The 14,769-nt window shown below is 72.0% G+C and carries 15 protein-coding genes and 1 pseudogene; 8 read left to right on the forward strand and 8 right to left on the reverse strand.

Features of this window, described 5'->3' with window-relative positions:
• Positions 1-350: 350 nt before the first annotated feature.
• On the reverse strand, positions 351-1,085 hold the full coding sequence (locus tag OG788_RS09385) for a DNA alkylation repair protein (protein ID WP_406370093.1): 735 nt from the start codon (positions 1,083-1,085) through the stop codon (positions 351-353).
• A 49-nt stretch (positions 1,086-1,134) separates the two neighbouring features.
• On the opposite strand from OG788_RS09385, the gene OG788_RS09390 reads away from it, so the two are divergent.
• On the forward strand, positions 1,135-1,953 hold the full coding sequence (locus tag OG788_RS09390) for a TVP38/TMEM64 family protein (protein WP_406370095.1): 819 nt from the start codon (positions 1,135-1,137) through the stop codon (positions 1,951-1,953).
• Between the two features lie 12 nt (positions 1,954-1,965).
• Here OG788_RS09390 and OG788_RS09395 read toward each other — a convergent pair whose 3' ends face one another.
• Entirely contained in the window at positions 1,966-3,141 is a 1,176-nt protein-coding gene (locus OG788_RS09395) for a thiolase family protein (protein ID WP_406370097.1), read from the reverse strand.
• A gap of 148 nt (positions 3,142-3,289) precedes the next feature.
• Between OG788_RS09395 and OG788_RS09400 the strand changes: the two genes are divergently transcribed.
• Positions 3,290-3,751: a helix-turn-helix domain-containing protein gene (locus OG788_RS09400; RefSeq protein ID WP_351534793.1), complete on the forward strand. Its 462-nt coding sequence runs from the start codon at positions 3,290-3,292 to the stop codon at positions 3,749-3,751.
• A gap of 86 nt (positions 3,752-3,837) precedes the next feature.
• On the opposite strand, the pseudogene OG788_RS09405 reads toward OG788_RS09400, so the two are convergent.
• From OG788_RS09405 to OG788_RS09415, 3 genes and pseudogenes are all read right to left on the reverse strand, one after another.
• Positions 3,838-4,567: pseudogene (locus tag OG788_RS09405) on the reverse strand (cupin domain-containing protein).
• Complete coding sequence (locus OG788_RS09410; RefSeq protein WP_406370099.1) at positions 4,561-5,502, reverse strand: PmoA family protein; 942 nt, start codon at positions 5,500-5,502, stop codon at positions 4,561-4,563. The pseudogene OG788_RS09405 and the gene OG788_RS09410 overlap by 7 nt, the downstream one beginning before the upstream one ends.
• The gene (locus OG788_RS09415) at positions 5,499-6,794 is read right to left on the reverse strand and encodes a Gfo/Idh/MocA family protein (protein WP_406370101.1); all 1,296 of its coding nucleotides are present in this window, start codon (positions 6,792-6,794) and stop codon (positions 5,499-5,501) included. The genes OG788_RS09410 and OG788_RS09415 overlap by 4 nt, the downstream gene beginning before the upstream one ends.
• Before the next feature lie 546 nt (positions 6,795-7,340).
• Between OG788_RS09415 and OG788_RS09420 the strand changes: the two genes are divergently transcribed.
• Both OG788_RS09420 and OG788_RS09425 read left to right on the forward strand, forming a co-directional pair.
• Positions 7,341-8,216 carry an undecaprenyl-diphosphate phosphatase gene (locus tag OG788_RS09420; RefSeq protein WP_351535366.1) on the forward strand — a complete coding sequence of 292 codons (876 nt, stop codon included), beginning with the start codon at positions 7,341-7,343 and terminating at the stop codon, positions 8,214-8,216.
• Between the two features lie 235 nt (positions 8,217-8,451).
• Entirely contained in the window at positions 8,452-8,712 is a 261-nt protein-coding gene (locus tag OG788_RS09425) for a hypothetical protein (protein ID WP_406370103.1), read from the forward strand.
• A 226-nt stretch (positions 8,713-8,938) separates the two neighbouring features.
• Here the strand turns inward: OG788_RS09425 and OG788_RS09430 are convergent, their stop codons facing one another.
• Complete coding sequence (locus OG788_RS09430; protein ID WP_406370105.1) at positions 8,939-9,649, reverse strand: TetR/AcrR family transcriptional regulator; 711 nt, start codon at positions 9,647-9,649, stop codon at positions 8,939-8,941.
• A 148-nt stretch (positions 9,650-9,797) separates the two neighbouring features.
• Between OG788_RS09430 and OG788_RS09435 the strand changes: the two genes are divergently transcribed.
• Positions 9,798-10,925, forward strand: a complete 1,128-nt coding sequence (locus OG788_RS09435) for an FAD-dependent oxidoreductase (protein ID WP_406370107.1) — start codon at positions 9,798-9,800, stop codon at positions 10,923-10,925.
• 137 nt (positions 10,926-11,062) lie between these two features.
• Here the strand turns inward: OG788_RS09435 and OG788_RS09440 are convergent, their stop codons facing one another.
• Complete coding sequence (locus tag OG788_RS09440; protein WP_406370109.1) at positions 11,063-11,902, reverse strand: hypothetical protein; 840 nt, start codon at positions 11,900-11,902, stop codon at positions 11,063-11,065.
• A gap of 413 nt (positions 11,903-12,315) precedes the next feature.
• On the opposite strand from OG788_RS09440, the gene OG788_RS09445 reads away from it, so the two are divergent.
• Positions 12,316-12,489 carry a hypothetical protein gene (locus OG788_RS09445; RefSeq protein WP_351534777.1) on the forward strand — a complete coding sequence of 58 codons (174 nt, stop codon included), beginning with the start codon at positions 12,316-12,318 and terminating at the stop codon, positions 12,487-12,489.
• A 341-nt stretch (positions 12,490-12,830) separates the two neighbouring features.
• Positions 12,831-13,010 (forward strand): hypothetical protein, encoded by a 180-nt coding sequence (locus tag OG788_RS09450; protein WP_351534774.1) that lies wholly within the window; start codon positions 12,831-12,833, stop codon positions 13,008-13,010.
• 70 nt (positions 13,011-13,080) lie between these two features.
• Here the strand turns inward: OG788_RS09450 and OG788_RS09455 are convergent, their stop codons facing one another.
• Positions 13,081-13,821: an SDR family NAD(P)-dependent oxidoreductase gene (locus OG788_RS09455; RefSeq protein ID WP_406370111.1), complete on the reverse strand. Its 741-nt coding sequence runs from the start codon at positions 13,819-13,821 to the stop codon at positions 13,081-13,083.
• A gap of 322 nt (positions 13,822-14,143) precedes the next feature.
• On the opposite strand from OG788_RS09455, the gene OG788_RS09460 reads away from it, so the two are divergent.
• Positions 14,144-14,629: a nuclear transport factor 2 family protein gene (locus OG788_RS09460; RefSeq protein WP_406370113.1), complete on the forward strand. Its 486-nt coding sequence runs from the start codon at positions 14,144-14,146 to the stop codon at positions 14,627-14,629.
• Positions 14,630-14,769 lie beyond the last annotated feature (140 nt).

Consider the following 14,769-nt stretch of genomic DNA (forward strand, 5'->3'; position numbering starts at 1 on the left):
GCTGTACCTCGAAGCCTCTTCGGTGTCAGCTGAGCTGAGTGATGGCCCCGGCGCGTAAGGGCCGGGACGGGGACCCCGAGGACTTCCCGACCCTCCCCCTGCGGGGTCCGCCGGACAATCCGGGAAGGGTCAGCTTCGGGCGCCGTCGACGGCTGCCGTGATGATCTGGACGGCAGCCTTCGGCGCGTCCGCGACTGCGGATGCTGCGAGGAGGAAGGCGTACCGGAACATGAGGAGATCATTGCCGACGCGTCTGCCCACGTCGAATGGTTTTCCGGGCCCCTGCGGCCGGCGTGGTGCGGACGGTGTCTCAGGGGGCCGAGGGGTCCCCAGGCAGGGCGTCGGCGGTCTCAGGGACCGATGTTCTTGAGCGCCTCGCGCACGGACAGCGGCGCGAGTCTGTCCCGCTCCGCGGCGACGAAGTCCCGTACCGCCCGCGGGTCGGTCTTGGCGTACTCGCGCAGACACCAGCCGATCGCTTTACGGATGAAGAAATCGGGATGGCCGGACCGGCGGACGCAGTACGCGAAGAGGCGCCCGGTGTCGGTGGCCTCCTTGTAGCGGAGCTGATGGAGCAGCGCGGTACGGGCGGTCCATAGATCGTCGTCCTCGATCCAGGCGTCCATGTCGGTCCGCAGTTCCGGGTCGGCTGCCACCAGGCCTCCCACCACGTGCGCGGCGAGCGCGTCGACCGTGTCCCACCAGGAGACGGTGGTGACGAGGTGCCGGGCCACCGGCAGGAAGCCCGGCGACAGGCGCGCCACATGGCGGCGCAGATAGTCGACGGCGAAGTACTGGTACTCGCGTTCCGGCAGCTCCCAGCAGCGCAGCGCGATCGCCGTGCAGTCCGCCTCGCCGGGGCGGGCGGTGTCCACGAGCACGGTGCGGGACAGGGCGCGGCGCTCGGGCGTCGTCAGCCCGAGGAAGGGGGCGATGTCCTTCATGTACGCGCGCATCGACGCGGCCCGACGGGGGTCTGCGGCGGCCGCGTAGACAGCCGTGAGCCGGTCCAGCACGGTGTCCGCGAGGGGGCTGTCCGGCACCTCGAACCGGGCACCTGACGTTCCGGAAGCTGTGACGCCCATGAGACGAACCATACGGCGATCACACACGTGTGTCGGTTAGTGTCACCGGATGCTCGATGCCACCACCCGCTCTGGGGGCACCGCCACGGCCACTCCCCAGGCCGCCGCCACGGAGCTCACCGTCGTCGCCGACCTGGTCGTCGCCTCGGAGATCGCCGTCGCCGCCCCCGTAGACCCGACCGCCGCACGCACCGGCCCGGCCGGACGCTGCCTGAGAGCGCTGCTCTCGCCGTGGTCTCGGCTCTCCCTGCTGGTCGTGCTGCTCGCGGCGGCCGCGTCGAGCGTGCTGCTCTTCGAACCGCAGCGGCTGCTCGCCGACGGCTGGCCGCCCCAGCTCGGCGGCGCCGCGGCGGCCGTCGCGTTCGCGGTGGCGTACGGGCTGTGCACGGTCGCGTTCGTGCCCCGCCCTCTGCTCAATCTGGCGGCCGGCGCTGTGTTCGGCTCGCAACTGGGCCTGGGCACAGCCCTGGTGGGCACGGTGCTCGGCGCCGGTGTCGCCTTCGGGCTGGGCCGGATCCTCGGACAGGACGCGCTGCGGCCGCTGCTGCGGGCCCGCTTGCTGAAGGCGGCGGACGGTCAGCTCAGCCGGCACGGCTTCCGCTCGATGATGGCGGCCCGGCTGTTCCCGGGTGTGCCGTTCTGGGCCGCCAACTACTGCGCGGCCGTCTCCCGCATGGGCTGGCTGCCCTTCCTGCTCGCGACGGCGCTCGGCTCCATCCCCAACACCGCCGCTTACGCCGTCGCCGGCGCCCGCGCGTCGGCACCGACCTCCCCGGCCTTCCTGATCGCGATGGCCTTCATCGCGCTCCCGGCCCTGGCCGGAGCGGTGGTGGCCTGGCGCAAGCGCCACCACCTGCGCGGTCACTGAGACACGACGGCCCTACGGGCGCACGGCTTCCAGGATCATCGCGTTGGCCAGTCCGCCCGCCTCGCACATCGTCTGGAGCGCGTAGCGGGCGCCGCGGGCGCGCATCGCGTGGACGAGGGTCGTGGTGAGGCGGGTGCCGCTCGCGCCGAGCGGGTGGCCGATCGCGATCGCCCCGCCGTGCACGTTGACCTTGGACAGGTCCGCGCCGGTCTCCTGCTGCCAGGCGAGGACGACGGCGGCGAAGGCCTCGTTCACCTCGAAGAGGTCGATGTCGCCGAGGTCCAGCCCGGCCTTGCGCAGCACCTTCTCGGTGGCCGGGACGACGCCGGTGAGCATCAGGAGCGGGTCCGAACCGGTGACGGCGAAGCTGTGCAGACGGGCAAGGGGCCGCAGGCCGAGGCGAGCCGCGGTCTCGCTCGACGTGATGAGCACGGCGGACGCGCCGTCGTTGACCGGGCTCGCGTTCCCGGCCGTGACCGACCAGTCGATCTGCGGGAAGCGCTCGCCGAAGGCGGGGTCGTAGTAGGCGGGCTTCAGCCCGGCGAGTATGTCCGGGGTGCTGCCGGGCCGGACGCTCTCGTCCCGGGTGACACCTTCCAGGGGCGCGACCTCGGCGTCGAACAGACCGGCGCTCCAGGCCTCGGCGGCCTTCCGGTGCGAGTCCACGGCGAAGGCGTCCATCCGCTCGCGGGTGATGCCCCACTTGGCGGCGATGAGTTCGGCGCTGATCCCCTGCGGCACCAGCCCCTCGGGGTAGCGCTCGGCGACTCCGGGCCCGAAGGGGTCCGCGCCGGCCGGCACGTTGGACCACATCGGCACACGGCTCATCGATTCCACACCGCAGGCCACGACCATGTCGTACGCCCCCGACATGACGCCCTGCGCGGCGAAGTGCACGGCCTGCTGCGACGAGCCGCACTGACGGTCCACCGTGGTCGCGGGCACCGACTCGGGGAATCCCGCGGAGAGCACGGCGTACCGGGTGGTGTTCATGGCCTGCTCGCCGACCTGGTCGACGGTGCCACCGATGACGTCGTCGATCAGCGCCGGGTCGATCCGCGAGCGCTCGACGAGCGTACGGAGGGTGTGGGCGAGGAGTTCCACGGGGTGGACGTGGGCGAGGGAGCCGTTCGGCTTGCCCTTGCCCACCGGGGTGCGTACGGCTTCGACGATCACGGCGTCGCGCATGGGATGCCTCTCAGGTCTCTGAGGTCGGGAACCGGCGACCGGGCGGGTCCGGTCTTCGAACTCGGTGAGTTTGATTTTCCAACTCTCCAAGTGACCCAAGAGTAACCGAGCGGGTTGGAAGTTCCAACCCACTCGGTAGACTGATGGCATGAAGGACGCCCGCCCCTGCTCGATCGCCGCGACGCTCGCCCTCGTCGGCGAGAAGTACTCCTTGCTGGTCCTGCGCGAGGTGTCGCTCGGCGCCACGCGCTTCGACCAGCTGGTGCGCAACACCGGCGCCCCTCGAGACGTGCTGACGACCCGGCTGAAGCGCCTCGTCGACGCCGGGCTGCTGGAGAAGGCGGAGTACAGCGACCGCCCCAGGCGCTACGAGTACCGGCCCACCCGGGCGGGGCTCGAACTGGAACCCGTCCTGCTCACCCTCATGGCATGGGGCGACCGGCACCTCCAGGAGGGCGGCTTCCGTCCCATGGTGCTGGAGCACACCTGCGGCCACGAGCTGGTCCCCCAGCTGGTCTGCCGGGAGTGCGGGGAGCAGGTCGAACACGACGCCCTCACGGCCCACCCCCAGGCCCCGGGCTGGACGGTGACGGGGCCCGCGGTGGCGTGACCGCCGGCCCGGCACCGGGGACGCGGAGAGGGGCAGTGAGCGATGCGACCCTGTCCCGGGGGTGGGGCCGTGCGTGGCCGTACTCCCTACTCGGCCCCCTCGTAGACGTCGAGCCGCCCGCACATGCCGAACCGGCCTCGCGCGGAAGGCCGTTCGGCCCGCACGACGGCACCGGCGAGATGCGAGGCGTCGCCCCGCTCCAGCCGGTCGAGCTGGTCCTTCGTGGCCGTGGCGGCGGCCTCGGCGCCTCGTCGCCACCGCGCCCGCCACTCCGCCAGGCGTGGGCGCACCAGGGCCGCGGCGGCCCGGTGGAACGCCGCGAGCGGCGCGGGTCCGTCCGCGTCGCGCAACGCGCGATAGCCCTCCAGGGCGAGATCACGCCGGGCGCGGGCGAAACGCGCCTGCTCCCCCTCCGGGGCGTCCGCCGGAATGACGGTCGCCGCCGCGTAGGTCCCGGGATCGGCGAGGTACTCCGGGGGCAGGGTCATGACCGCGTCGCCCGCTTCTGGCAGCCCGTTGTTCTGCATGAGCACGGTGATGCGCAGGTCGTCCTCGTTGACGAGCCGGTGGATCGTGCCCGGGGTGAACCAGGCGACCGTGCCGGGCACGAGCGGTGTCACCTCGTACGCCGATGTCGTCAGCGTCTGGACCGAACCCCGCCCGCCGGTGACGACGTACGCCTCCGAACAGGTCAGGTGGAGATGGGGGGGTTCCACCGCACACGCCGTCGGCCGCGGGCCAGTCGTACACCCGCAGGTGCGACACGGCGACGGCCCCCGGGAGCCCAGGGAAGCCGCGCGTCACGGCGCTCACCAGGGATGCTCCGCCAGGTACTTGACGATGTCCTCGCGCTCCCAGGCACCCTCGGCGACGACCACCCGGTAGCGGCGGGCGAGGGTGTCACCAGGGGCGAGTTCCAGTTCTTCGAAGAAGGCCGGGGACGGGGCGACCGCCGCGAAGGGTTCGTTGCGCACGAACCAGTGGGCCGGGTGGGTGCCCCGCGACCCGGAGTGGTCGTTCTCGGGGGCGTGCGCGAAGACGAGGGTCGCGTGACCGTCGGTGCCGTCGTGCTCGGCCGAGTACGCGAGCCAGGGCGCCTGCCGCCCCATCAGGTCGGGCCCTTCGGATTCCGGACCGATGACCCGCCCGTCCCGGAAGGAGCGCGGTCCGCGCCAGAACAGGCCCGTGTAGCCGGCCATCTCACGCCCCGCGGTGGTCGGACTGCCGAAGCGCAGCGGCACCTCGCGGCGGTTGGTGACCGCGGAGCTCCAGGTCAGCGCCCAGGAACCCGCCCCCGCGTCGACGTCGTGCACCTCGACGCGGCGCTCCTCCTCGGCCCACAGCTCACCGTCGTACGGATGCCAGGTGAGCCGCTCGGCGATGACCGCGCCACCGCCCTCCGCGGTGACCTCGTCGAAGGCCACATGCGCCATCGACCCGACACGCTCCGGGAGTTCGAGATACCCCTTTCCGTGGACGTATGTGTTGCCGCCCCACAGGTTCTGACCGGAGAGGTGCGAGGCCGTCATCTGGAGGCCCTTGTGCCAGCGGTGGTCGTTCGGGCGGTAGTCCGTGACGACGTTGCCGGCCAGCGTCCGCAGGGGATGGAGATAGGGCTTCGGGGACTCCCAGGCCGCCTCGGGCCGGTAGACATAGTTCAACAGCTCGACGCCGGTGGAGACCTCGCTGATCGCGATGCGCTCCCCGTGCGCGTGGACGAGCCGCAGCCCCCGCTCGGACGGCCCGCTCATGCCCGGACCTCCGCGCCGACCGCCCCGGACGCCTCGACCCCGGACGCCTCGACCCCGGACGCCTCGACCCCGGACGGTCCGGCCCCGCCCGGCGCGGCCGGCCGGCCGCCGGCGTCCGCCGCCTCCGACGGCCCCGTCCCGTCCGGCGCCTCGGTCGCGGTGGGCGCCCAGCCGGGGGCGCCGCCGTGCAGCGCCGTGTAGTACGGGTCTCCCGGACCGATCTCCCCCGCACGGACGGTCGTGTCCGTGAACGCCGACTTGTAGAGCGCGGTGATCAGCTCCAGGCTGTTGCGCCCGTCGGCACCACTGCTGCGCGGCCGTTCGCCCGCCCGCATGCTCGCGACGAGGTCCCGCAGCTGCGCGAGGTGCGAACTGGGCACGTCCTCGCCGAAATCCCGCCAGGCCGCGACGTCCGCCTCCGGCACGTCAGGGGCCGGAGTGATCCGCCAGTTGTCGTTGCTGTGACCGTAGAGGTGGGTGAGCTCGACGGTCGCGCGCTCGCAGTCGACGCGGATACGGCTGACCTCGTCGGGGCTCAGGACGCTGTTGACGACGGTCGCCATGGCGCCGTTCGCGAAGCGGACCAGGGCGGTCGAGACGTCCTCCGTCTCCACGTCGTGCACCAGACGACCGGTCATCGCGCGCACCTCGGTCCACGGCCCCAGCAGATCGAGGAGCAGATCCATCTGATGGATACCGTGCCCCATCGCGGGCCCGCCGCCCTCCGTCGCCCAGCGGCCGCGCCAGGGGACGGCGTAGTAGTCGGCGTCGCGGTACCAGGTGGTCTGGCAGTGCGCGACGAGCGGCCGGCCCATGGCCCGCTCCGCGATCAGGCGCCGTACGTGCCGGGCACCCGAGCCGAAGCGGTGCTGGAAGACGATCGCGGCGTACGGCCCGCCGTCCGCGCCCTCCGCCGCCTCGACGGCGTCGAAGTCGGCGAGCGTCGGCACGGGCGGTTTCTCGCACCACACCCACGCGCCCGCCCGCAGCGCGGCGACGGTCTGCTCGCGGTGCAGGGTCGGCGGGGTGCAGACGGCGACGAGATCGGGCCGCTGTTCCTCGATCATCCGGTCCAGATCGGTGTACGCGTGCGGGATGCCCGCCTCGGCGCAGAACGCCCGGACCGCGCCTTCGGCGATGTCCACCGCCGCGACGATCTCCGTCTCGCCCTCCTCGGCGAGCCGGGCGAGTGCGGGGTGGTGGCTCCCGCGCGCGATGGCTCCCGCGCCGACGACCGCGGCCCTGATACGGCGGCCGTCGAGCGGGGTGCCCGCGCTGCTCGGGGTGTTCACGGTGTCCGCGGTGCGGCTCGGAGGGGCCTGGGGATCGATTGCGGTACGGGATGAGGTCATCTACCTGATCAGCGCTCCATCGGCGGACGTGATATCAGACGTGGGCCAACGCGTGGAGCCACCGAACGCATGGCCCCCGGCGACAGCAAGCGCTTTCCCTGCCGCAGCAACGTAAGCGGCGGCCCGGCGGCCGGTCAACACCCCCGGCCACCGCACGGTCACTCCCCATCACACCGCGGGCCCGGACCCCACCCGGCCCCAGCTCGGACCTGGGCCGGAGCTGAACCGGCCCGGGCCGGGACCTGGGCCCGACCTCGGCGGGACCCGAACCGGACCTGCCTGGCGACGGACCACCCAGGGCCCGCCACCAGGGACGACGACGCCCTGCACCTGGACGGCGGCGGGCGGCCGTCCGGCAGCGAAACCCCTCTGACCGGGCTGTCGCACGCGGACGCTACGCTGCCCCCTACACCCGTGATCACCCCGCACCGCGATACGGCGTGCCCGTCGCCCCTTCCACGACCAGCACTTGGACCACGTAACTTCATGTCTTGGTTTGAATCCCTCATCCTCGGACTCGTCCAGGGGCTGACCGAATTTCTTCCCGTCTCCTCCAGCGCGCATCTGCGGCTGACCGCGGCGTTCGCGGGCTGGGAGGATCCCGGTGCCGCCTTCACCGCCATCACGCAGCTCGGCACGGAGGCCGCGGTGCTGATCTACTTCCGCAAGGACGTGGGAAGGATCCTGTCGGCGTGGTTCCGCTCGCTCACGAACAAGGCGATGCGCGGCAACCACGACGCCCAGATGGGCTGGCTGGTGATCGTCGGCTCGATTCCGATCGGCGTGCTCGGGATCACGCTCAAGGACCAGATCGAGGGACCGTTCCGCGATCTGCGGGTCACCGCCACGATGTTGATCGTGATGGGCATCGTCATAGGCATCGCCGACCGGCTCGCGGCACGCGACGAGTCGGGCGGAAAGCACCGGGCAGCCAAGCAGCGCAAGGTACTTGAGGACCTGAACACCCGGGACGGCCTGCTGTACGGCGTCTGCCAGGCGATGGCCCTGATCCCCGGCGTCTCCCGGTCCGGCGCGACCATCAGCGGCGGCCTCTTCATGGGCTACAGCCGCGCGGCGGCCGCCCGTTACTCCTTCCTCCTGGCCATGCCGGCCGTCCTCGCCTCCGGCACCTTCGAGCTCAAGGACGCGGCCGAGGAGGGCCACGTGTCCTGGGGCCCCACCATCTTCGCGACGATCATCGCGTTCGCCGTCGGTTACGCGGTGATCGCCTGGTTCATGAAGTTCATCTCGCACAAGAGCTTCATGCCGTTCGTCTGGTACCGGATCGCGCTCGGCGTCGTCATCATCGCGCTGGTCAGCACGGATGTTCTCAGCCCTCACGCCGCCGAATCCGCCGGCTGAGGCAGCGCCTCCCCTCCAGGACCGCGTCACGCGCCTGAACTCGCGCCGGTCGCACCCTCAGGGAGAGGGATGGAACGACTTGGGGGCCTGTCTCCCAGCCGTCTCCCACTCGCCACGACGACCGTGTCGGCCGCCGAGCGGAGCATGCTCCGTGCCGAGCGGGGACGACGCACCAGCAGGCAGCCAAGCCGGAGACGGCAACTGCCCCAAGGGCCGGCTGGGCCGGCCTCTACCCATGGCCCGCAGGAAGTCGCGGATCATCAGCCTCGTCCGGCTCGACCGGCCCGTACCGCAGGCCGGTGACCGGATCCGCACGCCGCACGGCCGCGCCGCATGCGACCGCGAAGTCGTCACCGTCGTCGTCGCCGTCGCCGTCGCCGTCGCCGTCGCCGTCGCCGAGCTTCGGACCACGGGTGCCGTTCAGCGCCACCGGGTCTGCGAGCCATGGCTCAGCGAGAGCGAGGATGCGGCGGACCACCTCGCCGAGAACGGATAGGGCAACCGCCGGCCGCTCCGCCGTCGGACTCGATCCCAGCGGTCGACGGCCGGGCGGGCAGGTCGAGTGCCCCGCGCGGGCATCACTCCGGCGGGGCCCCAGCAGCAACAACCCGACTGGATCGCTGGGATGTTGGCACCAGCCTACGAGCCGCCACTGACAGCGAGGTCGTCACGGGCCGCCGCCTTCCGACATCGCCCCGGCCCGGACGGCGGCTGGGGCACGCCTAGTCACCGGACGGCGGGTGAGCGGTGACGCCGGCGAGGACGAGGTCGATGCCGGCGAGGAACTGCTCGCGGTCGTCGTGGTCGCGCAGCTGGTCCGCGACGGCCCGGGTGAACGGGTAGTCGTCGGGGTCGAATGCTTCCCACGCCTTCGATACGGAGTCGAGGAACTCGCTGCGGCCCACCCCGGCCCCGAGAGCGCGGGCACTCGCGGAGTTCGCGGCGTTCTGGCCGGCGGCGCCGAGGATGTAGTGCACCAACGCCGAGGTCGCCGTGAACCAGCCGTCCTGGGGCACACCCAGCGCGGGAACCTGCCGACCGACGCTTTCGAAGATCCGCGGCGTGACCGAGCCCCAGGGGCTGCGGGAGAGATGCGTCGAGAGCTGTGCGGCCAGCCACGGGTGTTCCTCGATGGCGTCGAACAGGCCGAGCGCGACGACGCGGATCTCGTCCCGCGGCGAGCCCGGAGACTCGGCGGGCTCGCCGGCCAGAGCGGCGGCGACGACCGCGTCGGTCGCGGCGTCGAGCAGCTCACCCTTGTTCGCCACATGCCAATAGATCGCCCCGGGCCCGGTGGCGAGGCGCTCGGCCAGCGCCCGGAACGTCAGCCCGCCCTCACCCGCGCCGTCGAGCAGCTCGACGGCGGCCTCGACGATGCCCGCCCGCGAGAGCGCCTCCGTGCGCCGCTGTGACCGGCGCGTTCGTGTTGCCATGCCTCCATCCTAGACACCGTGGAACACCGTTCCAGCTTGACAGGGAATGGAACACCGTTCCATCCTGGCGGTGCTGGAACGGTGTTCCAGCGGGTGACCGCCGGGTGGAGATGTTCGCCCGTCGGTCCGCGATCAGGAAGGAAGCACCATGACCACTCCCGTCACGATCATCGGCGCCGGACTCGGCGGCCTCACGCTCGCCCGCGTCCTGCATGTCCACGGAATCCCGGCCACGGTCTACGAGGCGGAGACCTCTCCGGACCAGCGGTCACAGGGCGGCATGCTCGACATCCACGACGACACCGGCCAACCGGCTCTCCAGGCGGCGGATCTGATGGACGAGTTCCGCGGCATCATCCTGGAGGGCCGCGAGGCGACACGGGTTCTCGCCTCGGACGGAACGGTCCTGTACGACGACGACAGCACGCGTGGGCGCCCCGAGGTGCTGCGCGGCGAGCTGCGGCGGATCCTGCTCGACTCACTCCCGGCCGGCACCGTCCGGTGGGGCCACAAGGTCAGCGGCGTTCGCGCCCTCGGCCAGGGGCGCCACGAGGTGACCTTCGCCGACGGCGGCACCACCGCCACGGACCTGCTGGTCGGCGCGGACGGGGCGTGGTCACGGGTCCGGCCGCTGCTTTCCGACGCGGCACCCGAGTACATCGGCCGGTCGTTCGTCGAGACCTACCTGTTCGACGCCGACACCCGGCACCCCGCAAGCGCGAAGGCGGTCGGCGGCGGAGCACTGTTCGCGCTCGCGCCCGGGAAGGGGATCCAGGCCCACCGGGAGAGCGGCGGGACCCTCCACACCTATGTGGCGCTCTCCGAGCCGCAGGACTGGTTCGCCGGCATCGATTTCACCGATTCCGCCGCGGCCGCCGCGCGGATCGCGCAGGAGTTCGACGGCTGGGCCCCGGAGCTCACCGCGCTGATCACCGACGGTGAGACCCCGCCGGTCCTGCGCACTCTCAACGCCCTGCCCGACGAGCACCGGTGGGACCGCGTGCCGGGGGTGACCCTGCTCGGCGATGCCGCCCACCTCTCGGCCCCGAACGGCGAAGGCGCCAACCTGGCCATGTTCGACGGTGCCGAACTCGGCGAGGCCATCGCCGCGCACCCCGACGACCTCGAGGCCGCGCTCACCGCGTACGAGCAGGCCCTGTTCCCCCGCAGCGCCGCGGCCGCCACCGACGGTGCCGACCTCCACGAGCTCCTCTTCGGCGACAGCGCGCCCCAAGGCCTGATCGACATGTTCACCGGACACGAGCAGGCCCGATGAGCCACGCGCCGAGCGGGCCCCGGGGCACGGACGAACCGGCCAGGGCCTGATGGCGGGGCCCGACGTCGTCTACTGCCGGACCTCGTCGTCCTCCGCCGGTGCGGTGTCCGCCGGCTCGTCCGGAACGGAGACCGTGCTCATGGCTTCTGACCGCGGTCCCGCGGGGAGGTGTCGCCGGTCGCGTAGGTGGCCAGGATCAGTCCGCCGGGGTGCTCTTCGTCGCGGACGAGGCGCCAGGTGTTGCCGCCTCCGTCGTCGATCGACTCGTCGTCACCGCGTCGCCACTGAGGCAGGACGTTCTCGTTCACATGGGCGGCGAGCCTCCGCGCCACTTCGTCGATGTTCTCCGACGTGACCTTGAGGCCCAGCTTGTGCCGGGCGTAGAGGTCCACGACCTTCCCCCCGACCGGGAGGCCGATGTGCCTCGCCACTCCCTCGCGCTTCCAGGCGGGCATGCGGTTCGGTCCGGCGATGCGGGAGGCGACGCCGGTCCGGTACTGGGCCCAGGTCCGTTCCATGTGCCGGGTGCAGTACCGGAGGATGTGGCTGCGGTCCTCGCTGATGAGCAGGCCGTAGCCGTGCTTCGGGAAAAAGACGCGCCAGGCGCCGGTCTCGTTCCGCTCCGTGGCCGCGTGGTCGGCTATGAGGTCCTCGAACAGCGATCTGATCTCTGTCTCCGCGTTCCGCGGCTCGACCGCGTGGACCCTGGCGTAGGTGGCCACGGCCCGTGGCGTGACGTCGATCTCGTACGCCTCGTCGGAGTCCATCCCCAAGGGGGCGGGCTTCCAGTCCCCGGGTCCCCAACGCCAGGCGGAGCGGCGCGGCTTGGCCTCGGCGTCGGTGCCCGGCGGCTCGGGTGTCGTGTACCCCTCGCACTGTCCGCACCAGCCGTCGGCCCTGTTCGTGGCGTTGCCGCACTTGCCCCCATCTGCGCCGTAGCGGACACAGGCCCGCCTCGGCGGTGCTGGAGTGATCACTCGCCCCCCAATGATTCCTCGTCACGCACCATCGCGACCTCGGCCGAAGTCCCGCACAAGGAACGTTAGGCGCTGGCCGTCGCGGAAGGACGGCTTCGCTCGCCACCGTCGTCGGCGGCCGCCCAGGACCGCGCACAACGGCACGGCTTCCGTGGACGTGGGCTCCCGAAACGCTCGGCCACCGCTCCCGGTTCCGCCCCGGACGGTGCGGCGCCAGGGCGGCAGTCCGCTCCTTTCCGTGCCGCTGGGCCGGCCCTGGCCGGGCGGGCGATGCCCGGGCCCCGAGCCCGGTTCCGCCCGGCATGCCACGGGCGATGTACCAGGTGAGGGGGGCAATAGGCCGTCTGGCCGTACATTTTCTGCCGACTGCGGTGGAGCCGCCTTAGCGTGGTCTCCACGACTGGAGGTGGAGCATGCCGAAGGAACCAACGCTGGGCCGGTTGGGCATGGAAGCGCGCAGTGTGAAGTTTCCGGACGGCAGCCGCGGGATCATCCTCGTGAAGGCCGGGATCCCTCAGGACGAGGCGGATGCGCTCGCCGCGCAGGTGTGGGCGGAACGGCCGGAAGCGGGCCTGCCGAAGGGCTGAGCCCGCAGCGGGAGCCCCGGATCGCTCCGGACGGCGGCATCCGATCCCGACGCCGGCATACGAGCGTCCACGCGCCGCCTGCCCGGACGATGGCGGCGGGCGCGCACGCCCGGCGACGAACTCGTAGAACGTGAGCGCGTCGCCCGGGCGGCGAGAACTCGACCGTCGATCCCCCGTCGGTTCGTCGAGCGCCCCCCGGCCGCCGCACGACGAACCGAGGCCTCTGTACGCGGAGCCGGACGAACGACGCGGTGTCGCTCGCGTGCGCCGTGACGAAGGGCATACGGCTTGCGTAGCCGTCCGGTAGCGCAGTGTCAGTCCTTGCCCCTAGGCTGGTGCGCATGTCCCCCGATTTCACTCCGTCTGGTTCCATGCGCTCTGCCGCCGCGTTAAACGAACAGATCCGCGCCCTGTGGACGCGAGCGGGCGGCTCCCTGTCCGCACAGGAGCGAGCGGAGTACGAGCTGTTGGTCGTGAAGTGGGCCGAGGCGATCCGCGGCGAGATCATCGAGGCGGCGTAGGACCGTCCCCGCATGCCGGTGCGACCGCACGGCCGATACGTCGGCTCGGACGCCGGGAGAGCAGCCGGGCTCACCGCCCGCCGGACACCCGCAACACCGCCCCCGTCGTGTACGACGCGTCGGGCGACATCAACCACGCGACGGCGGCGGCGATTTCCTCGGCCCGGCCGACGCGGCGCAGCGGAATCGACGAGGCGGCCCGCTCGGCGCGACCCGGGTCGCCCATGGTCGCGTGCATCTCGGTGTCGATCATGCCGGGAGCGACCGCGTTGACACGGATCCCGTCGGGACCGAGTTCCTTGGCGAGTCCCGTGGTCAGCGCGTCGACGGCGGCCTTGCTCGCCGCGTAGTGCACGAACTCGCCGGGACTGCCGAGCGTGGCGGCCGCCGAGGACACATTCACGATGGCGCCGCCTCCGAGGGCGGCCATGGACCGGGCCGCGCGACGCGAACACAGCAGCGTGCCCAGCAGGTTGACCTCGATCACGCGCCGCAGGTCGGCGGGGTCCGCGTCCGCGAGCCGTCCGAGCGGTCCGGTCACCCCGGCGTTGTTCACCAGTCCGGTCACCTGACCCACCCGGTCAGCGGCCGTGTCGAAGAGCCGCTCGACGTCGGCCTCGTCGGAGGTGTCCACCCGCACCGTGACACAGCGCGCCCCTGCCGCGCGGACGGCGGTCGCGGTCCGGGCAGCGGCCTCGGCGTCGCTCACATAGCCGACCACCACGTCATGCCCGTCAGCCGCGAGCCGGACACAGGCCGCGGCTCCGATCCCCCGGCTACCACCCGTGACGATCGTGACCGGACGTGCCATAAGAGCCTCCTGGTGCGGCAGAACAGAAGTCACCGGTGAATCGGCAGGGGTGGTCGACGGAGTGGGAGGCACCCCGGACCGGATCGCCCTGGCCGGATCGCCGACCGTGGACCGTGGACAGTGGATCACCAACGATCGCAGATCCGCGCCGCCCTCGGCGTGCCGTCTCGCGGTTCAGGATCGGCAAGCGGGTGTACGGGCGCCACGGCACCCCCGTACCCCAGCCGGACGGGGGTGGCGGATGCGGAACCGAATCCACCGGACATCGAATATCCCCGCCCAGCCTCTTGGCGTGGCAGGCCCGGTGGCCAACACTGAGCCGATGACGCAGCGTGTGGAGCTCGCGACCGTGCTGGACCGGTTCGCCGTGGACGAGATCGTCACCGCCTACGCGGTGGCAGTGGACGACGGCGACTGGGAGGCGTACCGAGGGCTGTTCACGCCGGACGGACGCGCCGACTACCGTTCGGCCGGCGGCATCGAGGGCGACGCCACCGAGGTCACCGGGTGGCTGTCGCGGAGCATGGACCTGTTCGCGATGCGCCAGCATCTGATCGTCAACCGGCGCCTGCGATTCGGCGTGCTGGATCAGGACACCGGCGACACGGCCCGGGTCCAGGCGGACTACATCAATCCGATGAGGTTCGCGGGCCAGGACGGCGAATCCACCGCGCCCGACTTCGTGTGCGGCGGGCGGTACGTCTTCGGTCTGCTGCGCACCGACGACGGCTGGCGGCTGCGCCAGGTGGTCGTCCAGGAGAAGTGGCGCCGGATGCCACAGCCCCGGCACGCACCCGCGAGCGCCTGAGTCACCGTCCGGCTCCCTCACCACGCGGCGGCCTCGCGTCGACGCGTGCTCGCCCCGCCTTCGCGACCTGGGGCGCTCCCCCGTCGACGCGCCCCCTCCCGGTCTTCTTGCCCCCTGTCGGAGATCGCCGCCGACGCGCA

Origin of the sequence: Streptomyces sp. NBC_00647 (assembly GCF_045207245.1) — a bacterium.
Classification (GTDB): domain Bacteria; phylum Actinomycetota; class Actinomycetes; order Streptomycetales; family Streptomycetaceae; genus Streptomyces.

Bases quoted from the DNA above. Each gene is read 5' to 3' on its own strand.
- OG788_RS09420 (WP_351535366.1), top strand. From the start codon at position 7,341: ATGTCTTGGTTTGAATCCCTCATCCTCGGACTCGTCCAGGGGCTGACC.
- OG788_RS09395 (WP_406370097.1), bottom strand. From the start codon at position 3,141: ATGCGCGACGCCGTGATCGTCGAAGCCGTACGCACCCCGGTGGGCAAG.
- OG788_RS09390 (WP_406370095.1), top strand. From the start codon at position 1,135: ATGCTCGATGCCACCACCCGCTCTGGGGGCACCGCCACGGCCACTCCC.
- OG788_RS09455 (WP_406370111.1), bottom strand. From the start codon at position 13,821: ATGGCACGTCCGGTCACGATCGTCACGGGTGGTAGCCGGGGGATCGGA.
- OG788_RS09385 (WP_406370093.1), bottom strand. From the start codon at position 1,085: ATGGGCGTCACAGCTTCCGGAACGTCAGGTGCCCGGTTCGAGGTGCCG.
- OG788_RS09460 (WP_406370113.1), top strand. From the start codon at position 14,144: ATGACGCAGCGTGTGGAGCTCGCGACCGTGCTGGACCGGTTCGCCGTG.
- OG788_RS09430 (WP_406370105.1), bottom strand. From the start codon at position 9,649: ATGGCAACACGAACGCGCCGGTCACAGCGGCGCACGGAGGCGCTCTCG.
- OG788_RS09450 (WP_351534774.1), top strand. From the start codon at position 12,831: ATGTCCCCCGATTTCACTCCGTCTGGTTCCATGCGCTCTGCCGCCGCG.
- OG788_RS09445 (WP_351534777.1), top strand. From the start codon at position 12,316: ATGCCGAAGGAACCAACGCTGGGCCGGTTGGGCATGGAAGCGCGCAGT.
- OG788_RS09425 (WP_406370103.1), top strand. From the start codon at position 8,452: ATGGCCCGCAGGAAGTCGCGGATCATCAGCCTCGTCCGGCTCGACCGG.
- OG788_RS09410 (WP_406370099.1), bottom strand. From the start codon at position 5,502: ATGAGCGGGCCGTCCGAGCGGGGGCTGCGGCTCGTCCACGCGCACGGG.
- OG788_RS09435 (WP_406370107.1), top strand. From the start codon at position 9,798: ATGACCACTCCCGTCACGATCATCGGCGCCGGACTCGGCGGCCTCACG.
- OG788_RS09400 (WP_351534793.1), top strand. From the start codon at position 3,290: ATGAAGGACGCCCGCCCCTGCTCGATCGCCGCGACGCTCGCCCTCGTC.